Source organism: Chryseobacterium cucumeris, assembly GCF_016775705.1.
GTDB classification, from domain to species: domain Bacteria; phylum Bacteroidota; class Bacteroidia; order Flavobacteriales; family Weeksellaceae; genus Chryseobacterium; species Chryseobacterium cupriresistens.
Genome location: NZ_CP068760.1, coordinates 4,192,963 through 4,209,713 on the forward strand (window position 1 = coordinate 4,192,963; position 16,751 = coordinate 4,209,713).

The following is a 16,751-nucleotide window of genomic DNA, read 5'->3' on the forward strand; positions in this document are numbered from 1 at the left end:
TTGTTTTTTTATAAAAATTTGAGGTTATATTATGTAACCCCTACATAAATCTATTTTTAGGTAGTGTTTCCAAATGTAGTATAAAATTTTAGAAAAGGAAAGAAATACCTACAGGCATCGAAAACCTTCGATGAATTTATCCAAAATGATTTTAACCCAATCCACTTCCCCATGAATGCAATTCCAAAAGAATAGGGCCCAGCTTCCGGCCTTTTTCAGTCAGTTTATAATAGACTTCCGGTGGGAAATTATAAACTTCAATCCTTTCAATAATAAGATCTTCTTCCAGCTGTTTCAATTGCTCTGACAGTACTTTCTTGGAAACACGGGGCATAGTACGCCAAAGTTCCGCAAAGCGGACCTGGTCATCTTCAAAAAGATTGTGCAGGATCAATGGTTTCCATTTCCCTGAAAGAATATCCAGACTTCGTCTTAATCCACAGTTTTTAAATTCCTCAAAATTCATAAGTCAATTGAATATTTATGGTTAACTTTTTGGTAACCTTCGATTGTTTTGCTGTTATTAGGTAATACATTTGTCAAACAAAAATACCCAAAATGAAATTACAATTATGGCGCAATGCGACATTACTGCTTAATATTGACGGAATTTCTATCCTGATAGATCCGATGCTCGGCGACAAAGGTTTCAGAGGAAAAATGCCCATGACAGACAGTGAATTATTAAATCCTCTTGTAGACCTGCCTTTTGATAAAGAAGAATTAAAGAAAAAGCTGGAAAGAGTAGACGCAGTTGCTGTTACCCACCTTCATCCTGATCATTGGGATGATGCTGCTATTGAACTCCTGGACAAGAATATTCCGGTCATCTGTTCCGATGTTATTTCAGGACAGATTGCAGAACAAGGCTTCACCAATATCATCGTTCTGAAGGATCAGCTTCAATGGAATACTATTGAAATATCCAAAACCAAAGGCCGGCACGGAACCGGAGAAATCGGAGAGAAAATGGGAATCGTGAATGGTTTTGTTTTTAAAAAAGACAATAAATCCGTATACATCGCAGGAGACACGATCTGGTATGATGAAATTGCTGCAGAAATTGACAAACATCAGCCACAGCACATCATTGTAGCGGGTGGAGCTGCTACTTTTTCCGTAGGAGATCCTATTATTATGACCAGTGAAGATATCGTAAAAGTATGTGAATCTGCTCCGGAATCCACTGTTTGGGTAACGCATCTGGAAGCCCTAAGCCACTGCAGGGAAGACAGAAAATTTATTCAGAAAAAGATCCATGAAAACGGAATAGCGGGAAGATGCTTTATACTTGATGATGGTGAAGAGGTAAGCCTGAAATATCTATGAAATAAATACGTTTTATGGCTTATTTTTTGAATATTCCTTGATAAATAATTGGTATGCTGTCAGTTTTTCTCTTAAATCTTGATTGGAAAGAATTATTATTGGGACATGAAGAATGGTCTTTTCTTTTAGAGATCATTCTTCGTACCATGATTATGTTTCTGGCTATTATCATCGGACTTAGAATTTTAGGAAAAAGAGGGGTAAAACAGCTCTCAATCTTTGAATTGGTAGTCATTATTGGCCTGGGATCGGCAGCAGGAGATCCTATGTTTAATAAAGATGTTGGAATTATTTCGTCCCTTATTGTTTTTATTGTTATTATTCTCCTGTATTCTATTGTGACGCATTTTATCGGAAAAAGTAAAAGTTTTGAAAATCTGGTGGAAGGAAAATCCATCTGCCTCGTAGAAAATGGCGAATTTTCAATTAAAAACTTTCAAAAAGAAAACCTTGGGAGTGACGAATTCTTTGCAGAACTGAGGCTAAAAGGAGTTTCGCAGCTTGGACAGATTGAAATGGCCATAGAAGAAATATCAGGAGAGATCAGCGTTTTCTTTTTAGAAAATGAATCTGTAAGATACGGGCTTCCTATTATGCCAGACTCATTAAATAATCCGTTACAATATATTCATGAAGACAAACATTATTCTTGTATATTCTGTGGGTATACAGAGCATAAAAAAGTGGGTAGTGCCGGAAGCTGCCCAAGATGCCATAAAGAAGAATGGGTAGCGTCCAGCAATAAAAGACGGGTAACCTGACCTTTAACTTTCCTAATCCTCAACACATTTATTTCTTGCCGCCTTCATTCCAAAATACAGCATCAGCAGTACGGCACAGCTTAACAGATAGAATGAACTGTTCCAGGAAGTATCCCAATCATGCAGTTTTCCAAACAATGGAGGCCCGAACGCTGCAATCAGATATCCTACAGACTGAGCCATTCCTGATATCTTAACGGCATTGATACTGCTTTTCGTTCTTGTAGAAAAGAAAAGAATTGACAAACTGAAAGATAACCCATTAGAAATACCAATTATCACCGCATTCCCATAAATCCACTGAGATTTCAGGAAGACAAACATCAGAGTACTTCCGAACATCAGGGTACATATAAAAAGGATCATAAGTCTTTGGTCTTTCATTTTACTGGCAATAATCGGACAGCAAAACGTCACAGGAATCATGGTAATCTGAATAACAAAAAATACCCAGCCCGAACTTTCTCCCTGCATATGAAAATCAGCAAGAAAGGAGGGAAGCCATGCTACCAGGCAATAATAAAATAAAGACTGCAGTCCCATAAAAATACTGATATTCCATGCCTGGGCAGATTTGAACATATTAAAATCTGAAGTACTGAGCGCTGTTTTAGGTGGTGCCGGATTTCTTTTGTTAAATATAAATTCCAATGATAAAACAAGAAAAGCCAATGCGGCAATCACCAGCCATATTCCCAGAGAGCCTTTCCATCCAAAACCTGTCAGTTCTCCTATTTTCACGCTGAATCCGGAAGCTAAAGCTGCTGTAAGATTCATCGATACAGCAAAAATTCCTGTCATAAGACCTATCTGCTTCGGAAAATTATTCTTAACATATCCCGGAGTGACTACATTTCCAATGCATATTCCTAAACCAATGAATAGAGATCCTAAAAACAAAAGCCATAGAGATCCGGTGATTCGCAAAAATAATCCGAAGCTTAAAATAATCAGGGAATACATCAGAAGCTTACTGATTCCAAACTTATTGGAAAATCTGCTAACCAGTACAGAACAGGCGGCAAACATAAACAGGGGAATAGAAGTAAGCAGACTCACCTGAAAATTATTCAGTTTCAAAGCCTCCCTTACTTCTCCAAGTACAGGAGCAACCGCCACAATCGGTGAACGGAGATTGCTGGAAATAAGTATAACTACCAGAACATTAATAATTAATAAAACATACGAAGCATTCTTTTTTACTTCATTCTTCATCATAATAAAAACTTTTGTACAAAATTAGCACAGTAATTTTGTTTAATTTTGCCAAAGTTTTAACCTAAAACGACATGAATGCTAATGACAGTATAAAAATAGATGAACTGAAAAAGCCTTATTTTGTATGGTTTGAAGAAAACTGGGTGCATGATAATGTTCTGCATCACCATCAGAAAGGGCAGCTCGTGTATGTAGAGAGTGGTTTCCAGTATATTACTATCGAAGAAAAAATCTATCTCCTCCCTCAAAATCATGCCGTATGGATCCCACCAAATGCAGTCCATAAAACCAATTCCCATTCTGAAAAGATCAAACTGATGATCATGTTTGCGGAGATCAGTATCCAAGAATCTTTTTATCAAGAAGTGAAGGTATTTTCTGTTCCTCCGGTTTTAAAGGAAATGATAAAATATGCAGAGAAATGGTCTAAGATGATGACTCCAGATCATCATGAAAGCCTGTTTCTGAAAGCATTGTTCAACGAACTTCCACGGTTTGTAGAACATTCCCTGACTCTTCATATCAGTCTTCCTAAAGATAAACGCCTTGCTAAAGTCATAGAACATCTCCACAGTCATTACCGAAATGAGATCAAAATGGAAGACCTGAGTGATACAGCGCTTTTATCTTTCCGTACTCTGGAGCGTATTTTCAAAAAAGAAACAGGTCTTACTTTAAGCAAATATCAGCAAATGCTTCGTATCATCAAAAGTCTGGAATATTTGAGCTCCGGGAGTCTTACGGTTTCAGAGACGGCTTATGAAGTAGGATACAAGAGTGTTCAGGCTTATACCAGAAGTTTTCAGTCTGTGATGAAGTTCAGGCCGACTGATTTTATTAAAACCATTCAATAGGTTTTAAACCTGTATAAAGACAGTTTAAATTTGTCAAAAAGAAGAGTTATTAACATTATAAAACTCATCCTATTCCCTTAAACAAAAGCAATTAGCAGGATCGAAAAATAAAATATTTCACATTTTCACCATTTTTCCACTTCAATAGTCAATATTCAATTATGATATTATTGAAAATAAAAAGGTCTCCACGAATGGAGACCTTAAAAAAACACAAATGATGAAAAAAAATTATTTCGATTCACAAATATAAACAAAAATCATGTTATGCAAAACATCATAAGCTTATTTTTTTTAAAAATTATGGATTTTATCAAAAAATAATTATTTCCTAAATCTTTCCTAATTTCTTTGAGATTCCGAAATTAGTAACACAAAAACCTATGCTAATAAATATAATTCGCCATCTGAAGAATTGTACACACGATTTTTAACCAAAATGAAGAAATACCAAAAAGTGAATTATTGTCAAAATATGTCTTATCTCGGCTAGTATTCAAACAGTTGTTTAACTATTTATATGATCCTGCGCATAAATTCTGTACGTTTTTTATGCTACTTTGCTTAAAAATCTAATATGATTCCAAAAATACTTAAGGGTGTTCCTGCACAAAAATCAGGAGGCTTTCATGACACGGAAAGCAGAAAAGTATTTGACCAGGCTCTGATTCCGGAAAAATTTGAAATATTAAAAAAAAGATTTTTTTCAGTTAATCAATGGGAAAGTTACAGCGGGAAAGCATTTGCAGCATTTAAACTGCATAATTTTAATGGTGATCCTGTCGACCGCGAACCTCTGATAGGAGATTTTATCCGGATTGATATTCCTGGCCCGGGAGAAGCAGAGGCAAAAGGATATGATTGGGTAAAAATAACAGATATCTGTTTCTATGAGGATAGTTTTTCAGAGAGCCTATCCATAACATGCGAACCTTCAGTAAATCCTCAAAATAAGAAAAGCGGTCACATTGCTCATTTTTATAGTTCTGCAGCCAGCTCAACCTTCATAATATCCAGAAGTACCGATTATCTACAAGCAGCTGTATACGGCCGAAATGAAAGACCTAACCGAAATGCTAAGTTTCTGGATGTCATCAGAAATTTCGCGATTGCTATAGGGGGAATGATGGGAATTGCAAAAATACAGTGGAAGCAGCTTACTGATAGTTTTCTGGATTTTGATTAAATGGCTGTACCTTTTTTGACTTAGATCAAAGTTTTGTGTTGATTGTTCGGAGACCTTTGCACCCGAATATTTTAAACAAAATTTATGAGTACAACATTAGAAAAGGGACCAACTATTACTTTCTATCAGGCGATTGTTCCTATTATCATTTCGGTATTTGGAGTGTATCTTACCATAGGAATTGCTTTGGGAGTAATTCCCGGATTTGTTCAGAACACTTTAGGTTTTGACAGTATTATTGTAGGTCTTGTCATCGGACTGCAGTCATTGTCTACACTTTTAACCCGAGCCTATTCCGGAAAAATTACAGATACCAGAGGTGCCAAGCAAAGTAAAATGTCGGGAGTAATATTAGCCATTGCTGCCGGGATCTTTTATATAATGGCTGTATTATTTCAGGCGCATCCTTTCCTGGCCCTTTCCTTCCTTTTGATAGCAAGAATTATTCATGGGATTGGCGAAAGTTTCCTGGTTACCGGTGCATTAACCTGGGGAATAGGCCTCGCAGGCCATTCCAGCTCAGGCAAAGTAATGACGTGGAATGGTATCGCGATGTATGCAGGAATTGCAATCGGAGCTCCCATTAGTATCTGGTTAAGTAAAGAATACAATATTTTTCCTGCTTTTCTTCTTATTGCCTTACTTCCGCTGGTAAGCTGGCTTTCCACAGCAAAACTTCCTTCTATTCCCGTGGATAAAGATCATGTAAGAATGCCTTTCTACAAAGTAATTGGTACCATATCGGGTCAGGGTCTGAGCCTTGCTTTTTCATCAATGGCTTTTGGATGTATTGCTTCTTTTATTGCCTTGTTTTTCTCCCAAAAAAACTGGGGTGATGCTTCACTGCCCTTTATGGTTTTTGGAGCATGTTATGTGCTGACCAGAATTCTCTTTGCATCTTTTCCGGATAAATACGGTGGCTTTACAATAGCCTTAATCTCTCTGATTATCGAAGTGGCTGGACAAATGCTGATCTGGACCTCTGCATCCAAAACATTGGCCATTATCGGATGTGGATTGACGGGAGTAGGATTTTCATTGGTCTTTCCGGCTTTGGGAGTTCTTGCCATTCAACAAGTAAAGCCACAGATGAGAGGAACAGCACTAGGAGCCTATGTCGCATTTGTTGACCTTTCATTAGGATTGGCAGGTCCTATAGCAGGATTAATTGCCGGCTGGTTTGATTACCAGACCGTTTATCTCTTCGGAGGCATCAGCTGTGTGATTGCAATGATTATTTTACTATTTAACAAAAAATAAAAATGGAACATTCCCTAATATCTCAAGTAAAAGAAACGAAAAAAATACATTCTGTATTTACCGTTAAAAACAAACAATTTCTTACACCACATCTTATCCGTGTGATATTTGATATTGATGATAGCCAGGCTGAATTGCTGTCTCATGTACGCTCTGGTTCTAATAATAAAATTTTTGTCCCGGCTGAAAAGGGAAGTACGCCACTTATCAGAACCTACACCAACAGAAAGATTGATCTGGAAAACCGGGAATTAAGCATTGATTTTGTCGCCCATGGTGACAACGGACCAGCTTCTGCATGGGCATTGAAGGCCAATCCAGGTGATGTATTGGAAATAGAAATGAAAGAAAGCACAAAACCTTTAATTCCGGATGCTGATTTTTATCTGATGGCAGGAGACGCAACGGCTCTGCCTGTGATCTGTGCCATCGCAGAACAGTTTCCTTCCTACGTAAGAGCAAAAATAATATTGGAAGTGGCAGGTAAAGAGGATGAGCTTATGCTTTGTTCTGCAGCAGATATTTCAGTTGAATGGCTGTACAATCTTCATCCTGAGCAGGGAAGCATGCTGGCCGAAGTGGTGAAATCTGTTCAGTTTCCATCAGGTGTATTGAAAGAATATGTTTACATCGCTGCAGAATATACTACTGTACATGAGCTTCGCACCTATTTTAAAACAAACCTGAAATGGGACACCCAAGCCCTATACACCTGTTCCTATTGGAGAGCAGGGCAACCGGAAGGAAAAACTTCTGAAAGCACTTAAGAAGCAGGAACAGCAATAAGTTTTAACATATTTATTGCTACATTTGCGGTGACTGATTTAAATAAATGGAAGACGTATTAGTTTCATATATTAAAAGCAAAATATCAATAACAGATGAAGAATTGAAAGTTATTCTTTCTTACTTCAAACCTGTCAAATTAAAAAAGAACGAGCTTCTCGTTACCAATGTTCATTCTCCCAAAAAAACATTCTTTGTTGTAAAAGGCTGTTTACGGATATTTTACATTAATAAGGAAGGGCAGGATTCTACAAGATATTTTGCTTTTGAAAATCAGTTCGCTACAGCGCTTCATACCTTTATTACTTCGGAACCTTCTGATGAACTTCTTCAGGCAGTAGAAGATTCAGAGGTCTATTATATTACCCATCAGGATTTTTATCATTTATTGGACATTATTCCTCAATGGGAAAAATTTTACAGAATTTATATTGAAATTGCCTGTATTGCCAACACTAAAAGGCTGATGTCTTTTATGGTGCAGGATGCTCTTGAAAAATACAAACAGTTACTGGAAGAAAATCCGATTATTGTACGCCGGCTTTCCAACAAACGGGTGGCTTCCTATCTTAATATCTCACAGGAGACATTGAGCAGACTAAAGTCAAGGCTTTGATTTTTTGTTTGATAAACCTAACATTTTTACGACGAGTTATTATTTATTTAAACTGCTTTTAAACTGGCTAAAATTCTCAAAAAATTAATACTAAAGCCCATTCAGAAAAAATTTAAGCCCTATATTTGCACTCATGTTAAAATGGTTCTCCATATTATGTTCAATGATGTATGTGCTGGCTACCACCAATGCGGGGGAAGTACTGAAAGTGCCTATGTTTGTGGAACATTTCATGGAATACCACGGAAGTCTTTCAGAATTTGTAATGGAACATTATGATAATCACAAACAGGATTCTGACTGGGATACGGATCAGAAGCTGCCTTTTATCAATCCACCTATCGTACTTACCGTACACGCACAGCTTCCGGAGCTTTCATTCGAAATAAAAAAACCTAAGGAAATTACTGTTTCAAAGAAAAGCAGTATTTACAAGGAAAAAGACTTTTCCAACCAATACCTTTCTCAGATTTTCCAGCCACCGCGGCTTTCTTAATCAACTTCACATTGAAAATTAATGCTTTATGTTCTTACCTAAAGCAGTGAATTTTTGTTACATATCAATTAATTCGTAATGCATTGTATTGATGCTTAAACCTCAACCTGAGAAGTTACAAATGTTTATTTTGATACTTTAAGTTTTGGAAGAATTTCAGCTTTTATAAAGCATTCCGGATTACCATTAATCGTTTTTTCCATGTTAAATAAAATTATTGAGTTTTCTGTAAAGAATAAACTCATCATTGCTCTGTTTACAGTAGCTCTCATCCTCTTTGGAGTCTATGAAACCACTAAACTTCCCATTGATGCCCAGCCGGACATCACCAATAATCAGGTTCAGATCATTACTACTGCTCCTTCTTATGGTGCAGCAGATATAGAACGTCTTGTTACGTTTCCTATCGAGCAGGCTGCCAGCAATATCAGCGGAATCACAGAATTGAGAAGCTTTTCACGTTTCGGGCTGTCATTGGTGACGGTAGTTTTTGATGACAAGACAGATGTGTATTGGGCCCGACAGCAGGTTCAGGAGCGTTTACAGCTTGTTCAGGACAATATTCCTGCCGGAATCGGTAAGCCGGAATTAGGTCCTATTTCAACCGGATTGGGAGAGATTTTCCAATATGTGGTAAGGGCCAAAAAGGGTTACGAAAATGTATATGACGAAACAGAACTGAGAACCATTCAGGATTGGGTGGTCAGAAGACAGCTTTTGGGAACAAAAGGTGTGGCAGATGTAAGCAGTTTCGGAGGAAAACTGAAACAGTATGAAATTGCCATTAATCCTAATAAATTACAGGCATTTAACATCAACATCAATGATGTTTTTGCAGCACTGGAAAAGAATAACCAGAATACCGGAGGTGGATATATTGAAAAGAAAGAAACCGTTCTGTTTATCCGCAGCGAAGGACTTGTGGGAAGTACGGAAGATATTGGAAGCATTCAGGTAGCGGAAACTAAAGAAGGAATTCCCGTGCATATTAAAGATGTAGCGTCTGTCAAGATCGGTTATGCGACAAGATATGGTGCTATGACCTATAATGACACCGGAGAAGTATCAGGAGCAATTGTTCTGATGCTGAAAGGAGAAAATGCCAATGTCGTGATTGGAAATATCAAACAAAGACTGGAAAAAATTCAGGAGTCCTTACCGGAAGGAGTGGTGATTGAGCCTTTCCTTGATCGCGCTAAAATGGTGAACAATACCATCAGTACTGTAAAAACAAACCTGATGGAAGGGGCTTTGATCGTTGTTTTCATTCTGGTATTATTTTTAGGAAATTTTAGAGCAGGATTACTGGTGGCTTCCGTTATTCCTTTGGCCATGCTTTTCGCCATTATTATGATGAATATTTTCGGGGTTGGAGGAAATCTGATGAGCCTTGGAGCGCTGGATTTCGGTCTTATTGTAGATGGTGCTGTCATTATTGTGGAAGCCGTACTGCATCAGCTTGCCCATAAAAAGCACTTTGGGAAAGACAATATGCTCACCAAAAAAGAAATGGATGATCAGGTTTCAGGCTCTGCGACCAAAATGGTTAACAGTGCAGTTTTCGGACAGATTATTATCTTAATTGTATATCTTCCGATTTTTACCCTGCAGGGAATTGAAGGAAAAATGTTTAAGCCTATGGCTCAAACTGTTGCCTTTGCCCTGATCGGAGCATTTATTCTTTCCCTGACTTATATTCCGATGATGAGTTCTCTGGTATTAAGCAGAAAGAAAAAAGAAAAAGAAAACATCTCGGACCGCGTCATGGGTAAAGTGGAAACCGGACATCAGCAATTACTGATGAAAGCTCTTAAATTCAGAAAAACTATCATTATTGGTGTGCTAATCCTGTTTGCAGGTGCTGTTTTTATCCTTTCCAGAATGGGTGGAGAATTTATACCATCTTTGGAGGAAGGCGACTTTGCTGTCGAAATGAGAATTCTTCAGGGAAGTAATATCAATGAAACCAAGAAAGCCACCACACAGGCGGCGCATATTCTTTTAACACAGTTTCCTGAAGTAGAAAAAGTAGTCATGAAAATTGGTAGTGCAGAAATTCCCACAGAACCTATGCCGATGGATTCCGGAGATATGATCGTCGTTTTAAAGCCTAAAAAGGAATGGACCTCTGCAACGACATTTTCTGAGCTTTCTGACAAAATGGGCAAAGCATTAAGCGTTATTCCGGGGCTGACAACCAGTTTTCAATTTCCTGTACAGATGCGTTTCAATGAGCTGATGACCGGAGCAAGGCAGGATGTAGTCTGCAAGATTTATGGTGAAGACCTGGACAGCCTTGCCACCTATGCAAAAAAGATGGGAAGCATCATCAACACCGTAAAAGGTGCTCAGGATCTATATATCGAACCAGTAGTAGGTGCTCCGCAGGTTGTGATTGATTATAACCGTTCGGAACTTTCCAGATACAATATTTCAGTGGCGGATATCAACAGGGTAATTAATATGGCTTTTGCCGGACAAACTGCAGGCGCTTTATATGAAGGTGAGAAAAAGTTTGATATCGTTGTCCGAATGGATAATGAACATAAAAAAGATATTACCAGCATCCAGAATCTTTTGATTCCTACTGCTTCAGGAGAACAGATTCCTTTGTCACAATTGGCTAAAGTAGAGCTTAAAAACAGTCCGAACCAGATCCAGAGGGAAGATACTAAAAGAAGGATTATTGTAGGTTTTAATGTGAGAGGAAGAGATGTTCAGAGTATCGTGGAAGAACTTCAGCAGAAAGCAGATAAAAACCTGAAATTATCACCGGGCTACACCATTTCTTATGGAGGAGCTTTTGAAAACTTAAATGAAGCCAAAGCAAGATTGGGAATTGCTGTTCCTATTTCGTTGGTGATGATTTTCCTGTTACTATTCTTTGCTTTCGGTTCAGTAAAACACAGTTTATTAATCTATACTGCTATTCCATTATCTGCGATAGGAGGTGTGTACTTTCTGGCGTTGAGAGGAATGCCTTTCAGCATCAGCGCCGGGGTAGGATTCATTGCTTTATTTGGAGTTGCCGTACTTAATGGAATTGTTTTAATATCAGAATTTAACCGATTGAAAAAGAACGGAATAAACAACACCAGCAGAATTGTACTGATAGGTACAAAAATCAGGCTTCGTCCGGTCTTAATGACTGCGTTTGTGGCTTCTCTGGGATTCCTTCCAATGGCCATCAGCAACGGTGCAGGAGCAGAAGTACAGAGACCTTTGGCAACGGTGGTGATCGGAGGATTGATGCTTGCCACCCTTTTAACCCTGTTTGTACTCCCGATATTATACGTCCTCTTTGAACATATTAATAAAGATAAAATGAAATTCTCAAAAAAAACCAACTATAAAAAACTGTCTGTTTTCCTGTTGTTAATATCCTTTGGAACTTATCAGGCTCAGGAAAATATTACCTATGATCAGGCTTTGGAAAAAGCATACCAGCAGAATGGTACTCTTAAAAATTCAATATTAGTCTCAGATTATCAGGAAAAACTGAAAGCCAGTTATCTGGATATTCCCCAGACGGAAATTACCGGAGGATTTGGGCAAATTCAGGGTGAGGAAACCGATAATTCATTCGGGATCTCACAGAGGTTCAGTTTTCCTACGGTGTATTCAAAAAGAAAACAGATGCTGGATGCTGAATGGTCTGCCAGTGTTATCAGTCAGAATCTGACCAAAACACAGCTTACCAAGGAAGTAACAAGTGTTTTCTACAGGATACTGGTGCTTCAGGAAAAGAAAAAAGTGCTTGAATACATCAGCCAGCTTTACAATAATTTTGCAGACAAAGCCGGATTAAGATTAAAAAAGGGAGAAGCGAATATTCTGGAGGAATCCACCGCAGAAATCCAGAAAGAACAGATCAAAGTACAGTTGAATACGTTAGAAAACGACCTGAATATTGCAAAACTTCAGCTTCAGTTATTACTTCAGTCAGAGGTTCCATACCAACCAGTTGCCGATCGTCCCACGATGAATATTGGTCTACAGATTTCAGAAGAAATGGTACAACAGCATCCTGAGCTTCAATATCTGCAGCAGCAGATCAAAGTAGGAGAGGCAGAAGTACAGCTTGAAAAAAGCAGGCTGCTTCCGGATCTTCTTATAGGATACACCAATCAAAGTATGAAAAACATCAATAATAATCGGTTCAATTCGGTTCAGATAGGAGTAGGAATTCCACTATTCACCAAAGGACAGAGAGCTTTGGCAAAGGCAGCACAGGCAAAAATAGCCATCTCCGAGAATCAGTACCAGAGAAAAGAAATTGAACTTAAAAACAGATTGAAACAACAGTTGACTACCTATATGAACCAACAGCAGATCATCGAAAATTATGACCAAAAACAGCTTCCAAAATCTGAAACTATTCTAAAAACGGCTCAGAAACAGATGGAAGTGGGGGAAATAGATTATCTGGACTGGGTCATACTTGTGAATCAGGCCGTAAAAACCAAAGCAGATTATATTGATCAGCTGGAAAAGCTTAATCAAACGGGAGCCGAACTTCAATTCCTAATTTCAAAATAATATATCATGCATTTCAAGAATATACCACTATACAGCCTTGCTTTCATCCTTACTTTATCTTCATGTTCCGGTAAAAAAGAAGAAGAAAAAACGGTTTACGAAAACACCAAATTTTCCAAGAACGACAAAAACTCTGTTCATCTTACAGAAAAACAGATTCAGTCTGTAGGGTTAACAACAACCAGTATTCAGAACAGGAATATGGAAAAGCTGGTAAGGCTCAACGGAAAGGCAGAAATTGCACCATCTCATATCAGTTTGGTTTCCAGTATCATGGGTGGACATATCAAATCGATCAATGTCATTAATGGAAGTCATTTCAGCAAAGGACAAGTGCTTGCAGTAGTAGAAGACCCTCAGTTTATACAGTTACAGCAGGATTATCTGGTGACCAAAGCTCAGCTCGAAGCGGCAAGACTGAATTTCAACCGTCAGAAAGATTTGAATACAAGCAAAGCCAGCAGTGACAAAACCCTGCAGACTGCTCAGGCAGATTATTCTACTTTGAATGCTACTTTAAAAGGACTTGAGGAAAAACTGAGAATCATCGGAATTAATGCCAAAGGTCTGACTACCGGAAATATCAGAAGTAAAATCAACATTTATGCTCCTTTTACAGGTTTTGTAAGTAAAATTCTTGTGAATAACGGGCAGTATATCAACCCGGCAGATACATTATTTGAGCTGATTAATCCAGCTGGATTACTTTTAGAATTAAAGGTTTTTGAAAATGATGTGAATGATGTAAAAGTGGGGCAGGAAATTCTGGTGTACAACAATCAGAATCCGGATGTGAAATCCGATGCTAAAATTGTCAGTGTAGTTCCCAGTATCGAAAACGGCGGTTCTGCAACCGCAATCGCCAGATTATCTTCTGTGAACAGGGAATTTGTAAAAGGAATGTATGTGAATGCCGAAGTCAATATCAGCGGCCGTTACACTCAGGGACTTCCCAACGAAGCGATCGTTTCTTTTGAAAACAAAAATTATGTTTTTGAAGACCTTGGAAAATCCAATTACAAAATGATTCCAGTGGTCACCGGAATTGCTGACGATCAGTTTACGGAGATTGTAAAAGCAGATGCTTTAAAGGATAAGAAAATTGTACAGAAAGGGGCTTACAGTCTTCTGATGATGCTTAAAAACAAAGCAGAATAATTAATGTGAAACCACAAAAGACACAAAAGCTTTTATTTTGAAACACTTTAGCCACTTAACTAAGCTGAAAATAATGATGTAGAAAAATTTCACATAAGCGAAAATCAAAGATTTTCAAAAACTTAGGTGTACTTATTAAGTTTAAGCAAGGTTCTTATGAAAAGAAGTTAAGTGTCAAAAACTTTTGTGACTTTTGTGGTTAGAATAAAACAGACAAGAAGAAAAGATCAGTTATTCAGCTGATCTTTTTTATTTCAAACAATTAAAAAAATGACATTTGACATGTTTTCAATAATTAAAATACTATTTGACGCATAATTCATTTTAAAATAATATTTTTAAGAAGTGAATAGTTGTAAAGATTTTTAGATGAACAATAAAAAACTTTTATCAAAACTTTATGACACAAAAACCTTTGCACAATTTCCATATTCCGGTAATGGGACTGGCTTATACCATAGACAGCCCGATTCGTGTTGCCCAGTATGGAATTTCTTCCGTCATCTCTATTATTGATGATGAAATCCTGGAAAAAATGAAGAACTTTTACAACAAAAAGTTCAATCTTGACTATTTCGGAATCTCAACAAAAACAGAAGATTACAGAGCAAAAAGAGTTACCGCTTATCTGGATATGGTAGATGATATCGTGAATGAAAAATTTGAATCTTTCAAACAGGAAATCAGCAAAAACAAGGAAGCTTTGAAGGAATTCATGGCTATGCTTCCGAATACATCAGACCTCAAAAACAGCCTTCAAAATCTTATCAATCAAAAAGATAACTGGAGTTCCAATATTAAAAACTTCATTGAATCGAATTTAAAACCGGGAAGTATTGATGTCAATATCATGACGAAAGTAGATAAAGACAACTATCAGAATAATGAACAGCTTCCTGTGATGTATAATGATGCTCATGCCTCACTGCGCGGATTTGCCAAAAGCAAATTATCATCATCAATGGTTCTTTCTGCAGGGATGAATCCCCGTTTGTACAGCTATATGGAGGAGTTTGAAGATTTTTTCCCGGACGAAAACGGAAACATCAAAAAGAAAATTATCCTTAAAGTAAGCGATTTCCGTTCTGCAATGATTCAGGGGAACTTTCTGGCCAAAAAAGGATTATGGGTTTCTGAATACAGAATAGAATCCGGATTGAATTGCGGAGGTCACGCTTTTGCCACTGAAGGAATGCTTCTCGGGCCTATCATGGAAGAATTCAAGCAGAAAAAAAACGATCTGATACAATCAGCCCATTCCTTAATGACAGCTGCTTTGGAACAAAAAGGAAAGCATGTAGTTTCCGAACCTTTAGAAATGAAAATTACCGTTCAGGGTGGAGTAGGAACTGCTGAAGAACACGGGTTTTTACTGGCAAATTATAATGTAGACAGCATAGGATGGGGTTCTCCGTTTTTGTTGGTACCCGAAGCAACATCGGTAGATGCAGAAACCAGAAATTTACTTTTACGATCAAAAGAACAGGATTTCTATCTGAGTAATATTTCGCCTTTAGGAGTGCCTTTCAATACAGTAAAAGGAACATCCAATGAACGGTTAAAGTTTGAAAAAGAAGCAAAAGGTAAATATGGAAGCTCGTGTCCCAAAAAACTTCTGGCATTAAGCAAAGAATTTTCTCCGGAAGGAACCTGTACCGCTTCCAGAAAATACCAGGATATCAAACTCAAAGAACTGTACGACAATAAGGAAACCCTTACAGAAAAGGAATTTAATAAAAGAAAATCCGACATTACGAATAAAGCGTGTCTGTGTGTAGGACTTGTGAATGCTGCATACATGGAGCAGAATCTGGAAATCAAAGGGGAAAAGCAAGGCGTTGTAATATGTCCGGGACCGAATATTGCCTTTTTTGATAAGGAAGTTTCTCTTTCGGAAATGGTAAAACATATCTACGGAAACTCCAATATTCTTTCAGACAACCAACGTCCGAATATGTTTATTAATGAATTAAAAATGTATGTGGATTATCTGAGAAAGGAAATCACCGAATCCACTGCACAGATTACCCATTCGCAGACAAAAAAATGGAATGCTTTCAGGAAAAATGTTCTTGAGGGTATCGAATATTATCATGAGCTTTTTAAAGCATCACCATTCTTCAGCAACGGTTTGTCAACCATTTATCATCAGTTACAGGAATACAAACTTCAGCTTATCGCTATTGACATTCCTCAGGTTGAAAAATAACCGTATTTTTAATTGATAGATAATAAAAACAGCTTTTACATGGCTGTTTTTATTTTTTTTACTAATGAAATCACATGTATTTTTGTTAGAAGCGGCAAAGGCCTAAGAACATTTCAACTTTAATCAATGTAAGATTTTCAGAAAATGATATGTTAAGAGATTCTATAGATTTTTTGCAAAAAACATAAAAATAAGCAGTATTCAATTTTATCGAAGATAAAATTTTTGCGTCTTAAAGCAGTTAGCTTTTAAATTATTTGCGCCTTTGCGCTTTTCCAACACATTCAAGTAATCAAAAAAACTGAGGAAATATCAGCATTCCCATTTATAATAACTATG

Annotated in this window: 13 protein-coding genes; 11 read left to right on the top strand and 2 right to left on the bottom strand. The window is 37.4% G+C overall.

Annotated elements, in window-relative coordinates:
• Positions 1 to 151: 151 nt before the first annotated feature.
• Positions 152 to 466 (bottom strand): winged helix-turn-helix transcriptional regulator, encoded by a 315-nt coding sequence (locus tag JNG87_RS18725; protein ID WP_202840313.1) that lies wholly within the window; start codon positions 464 to 466, stop codon positions 152 to 154.
• A 92-nt stretch (positions 467 to 558) separates the two neighbouring features.
• Here JNG87_RS18725 and JNG87_RS18730 point away from each other — a divergent pair, with 92 nt between their 5' ends.
• Both JNG87_RS18730 and JNG87_RS18735 read left to right on the top strand, forming a co-directional pair.
• The gene (locus tag JNG87_RS18730) at positions 559 to 1,329 is read left to right on the top strand and encodes an MBL fold metallo-hydrolase (RefSeq protein WP_202840315.1); all 771 of its coding nucleotides are present in this window, start codon (positions 559 to 561) and stop codon (positions 1,327 to 1,329) included.
• Between the two features lie 53 nt (positions 1,330 to 1,382).
• Complete coding sequence (locus JNG87_RS18735) at positions 1,383 to 2,090, top strand: DUF421 domain-containing protein (protein ID WP_202840317.1); 708 nt, start codon at positions 1,383 to 1,385, stop codon at positions 2,088 to 2,090.
• A gap of 12 nt (positions 2,091 to 2,102) precedes the next feature.
• Here JNG87_RS18735 and JNG87_RS18740 read toward each other — a convergent pair whose 3' ends face one another.
• Positions 2,103 to 3,308: a CynX/NimT family MFS transporter gene (locus JNG87_RS18740; RefSeq protein WP_238349618.1), complete on the bottom strand. Its 1,206-nt coding sequence runs from the start codon at positions 3,306 to 3,308 to the stop codon at positions 2,103 to 2,105.
• Positions 3,309 to 3,379: 71 nt separating this feature from the next.
• Here JNG87_RS18740 and JNG87_RS18745 point away from each other — a divergent pair, with 71 nt between their 5' ends.
• The 9 genes from JNG87_RS18745 to JNG87_RS18785 all read left to right on the top strand — a co-directional run bounded on the left by JNG87_RS18745 (position 3,380) and on the right by JNG87_RS18785 (position 16,412).
• Positions 3,380 to 4,162: an AraC family transcriptional regulator gene (locus JNG87_RS18745; protein ID WP_202840319.1), complete on the top strand. Its 783-nt coding sequence runs from the start codon at positions 3,380 to 3,382 to the stop codon at positions 4,160 to 4,162.
• A 577-nt stretch (positions 4,163 to 4,739) separates the two neighbouring features.
• Positions 4,740 to 5,348, top strand: a complete 609-nt coding sequence (locus tag JNG87_RS18750) for a hypothetical protein (protein WP_202840321.1) — start codon at positions 4,740 to 4,742, stop codon at positions 5,346 to 5,348.
• Between the two features lie 84 nt (positions 5,349 to 5,432).
• Positions 5,433 to 6,608, top strand: a complete 1,176-nt coding sequence (locus tag JNG87_RS18755; RefSeq protein ID WP_202840322.1) for an MFS transporter — start codon at positions 5,433 to 5,435, stop codon at positions 6,606 to 6,608.
• Between the two features lie 2 nt (positions 6,609 to 6,610).
• On the top strand, positions 6,611 to 7,375 hold the full coding sequence (locus JNG87_RS18760) for a siderophore-interacting protein (protein WP_202840323.1): 765 nt from the start codon (positions 6,611 to 6,613) through the stop codon (positions 7,373 to 7,375).
• Between the two features lie 65 nt (positions 7,376 to 7,440).
• Positions 7,441 to 8,010 (top strand): Crp/Fnr family transcriptional regulator, encoded by a 570-nt coding sequence (locus JNG87_RS18765; RefSeq protein ID WP_202840324.1) that lies wholly within the window; start codon positions 7,441 to 7,443, stop codon positions 8,008 to 8,010.
• A gap of 133 nt (positions 8,011 to 8,143) precedes the next feature.
• Positions 8,144 to 8,506: a hypothetical protein gene (locus tag JNG87_RS18770; protein ID WP_202840325.1), complete on the top strand. Its 363-nt coding sequence runs from the start codon at positions 8,144 to 8,146 to the stop codon at positions 8,504 to 8,506.
• Positions 8,507 to 8,707: 201 nt separating this feature from the next.
• The gene (locus tag JNG87_RS18775) at positions 8,708 to 13,045 is read left to right on the top strand and encodes a CusA/CzcA family heavy metal efflux RND transporter (protein WP_202840327.1); all 4,338 of its coding nucleotides are present in this window, start codon (positions 8,708 to 8,710) and stop codon (positions 13,043 to 13,045) included.
• 6 nt (positions 13,046 to 13,051) lie between these two features.
• Positions 13,052 to 14,203, top strand: a complete 1,152-nt coding sequence (locus tag JNG87_RS18780) for an efflux RND transporter periplasmic adaptor subunit (RefSeq protein ID WP_202840329.1) — start codon at positions 13,052 to 13,054, stop codon at positions 14,201 to 14,203.
• A 400-nt stretch (positions 14,204 to 14,603) separates the two neighbouring features.
• Positions 14,604 to 16,412 carry a hypothetical protein gene (locus tag JNG87_RS18785; RefSeq protein ID WP_202840331.1) on the top strand — a complete coding sequence of 603 codons (1,809 nt, stop codon included), beginning with the start codon at positions 14,604 to 14,606 and terminating at the stop codon, positions 16,410 to 16,412.
• Positions 16,413 to 16,751: the final 339 nt, after the last annotated feature.

Coding starts and splice junctions, on each gene's coding strand:
- JNG87_RS18735 (WP_202840317.1), top strand. CDS start 1,383: ATGCTGTCAGTTTTTCTCTTAAATCTTGATTGGAAAGAATTATTATTG.
- JNG87_RS18770 (WP_202840325.1), top strand. CDS start 8,144: ATGTTAAAATGGTTCTCCATATTATGTTCAATGATGTATGTGCTGGCT.
- JNG87_RS18785 (WP_202840331.1), top strand. CDS start 14,604: ATGACACAAAAACCTTTGCACAATTTCCATATTCCGGTAATGGGACTG.
- JNG87_RS18775 (WP_202840327.1), top strand. CDS start 8,708: ATGTTAAATAAAATTATTGAGTTTTCTGTAAAGAATAAACTCATCATT.
- JNG87_RS18765 (WP_202840324.1), top strand. CDS start 7,441: ATGGAAGACGTATTAGTTTCATATATTAAAAGCAAAATATCAATAACA.
- JNG87_RS18730 (WP_202840315.1), top strand. CDS start 559: ATGAAATTACAATTATGGCGCAATGCGACATTACTGCTTAATATTGAC.
- JNG87_RS18745 (WP_202840319.1), top strand. CDS start 3,380: ATGAATGCTAATGACAGTATAAAAATAGATGAACTGAAAAAGCCTTAT.
- JNG87_RS18750 (WP_202840321.1), top strand. CDS start 4,740: ATGATTCCAAAAATACTTAAGGGTGTTCCTGCACAAAAATCAGGAGGC.
- JNG87_RS18725 (WP_202840313.1), bottom strand. CDS start 466: ATGAATTTTGAGGAATTTAAAAACTGTGGATTAAGACGAAGTCTGGAT.
- JNG87_RS18780 (WP_202840329.1), top strand. CDS start 13,052: ATGCATTTCAAGAATATACCACTATACAGCCTTGCTTTCATCCTTACT.
- JNG87_RS18760 (WP_202840323.1), top strand. CDS start 6,611: ATGGAACATTCCCTAATATCTCAAGTAAAAGAAACGAAAAAAATACAT.
- JNG87_RS18755 (WP_202840322.1), top strand. CDS start 5,433: ATGAGTACAACATTAGAAAAGGGACCAACTATTACTTTCTATCAGGCG.
- JNG87_RS18740 (WP_238349618.1), bottom strand. CDS start 3,308: ATGATGAAGAATGAAGTAAAAAAGAATGCTTCGTATGTTTTATTAATT.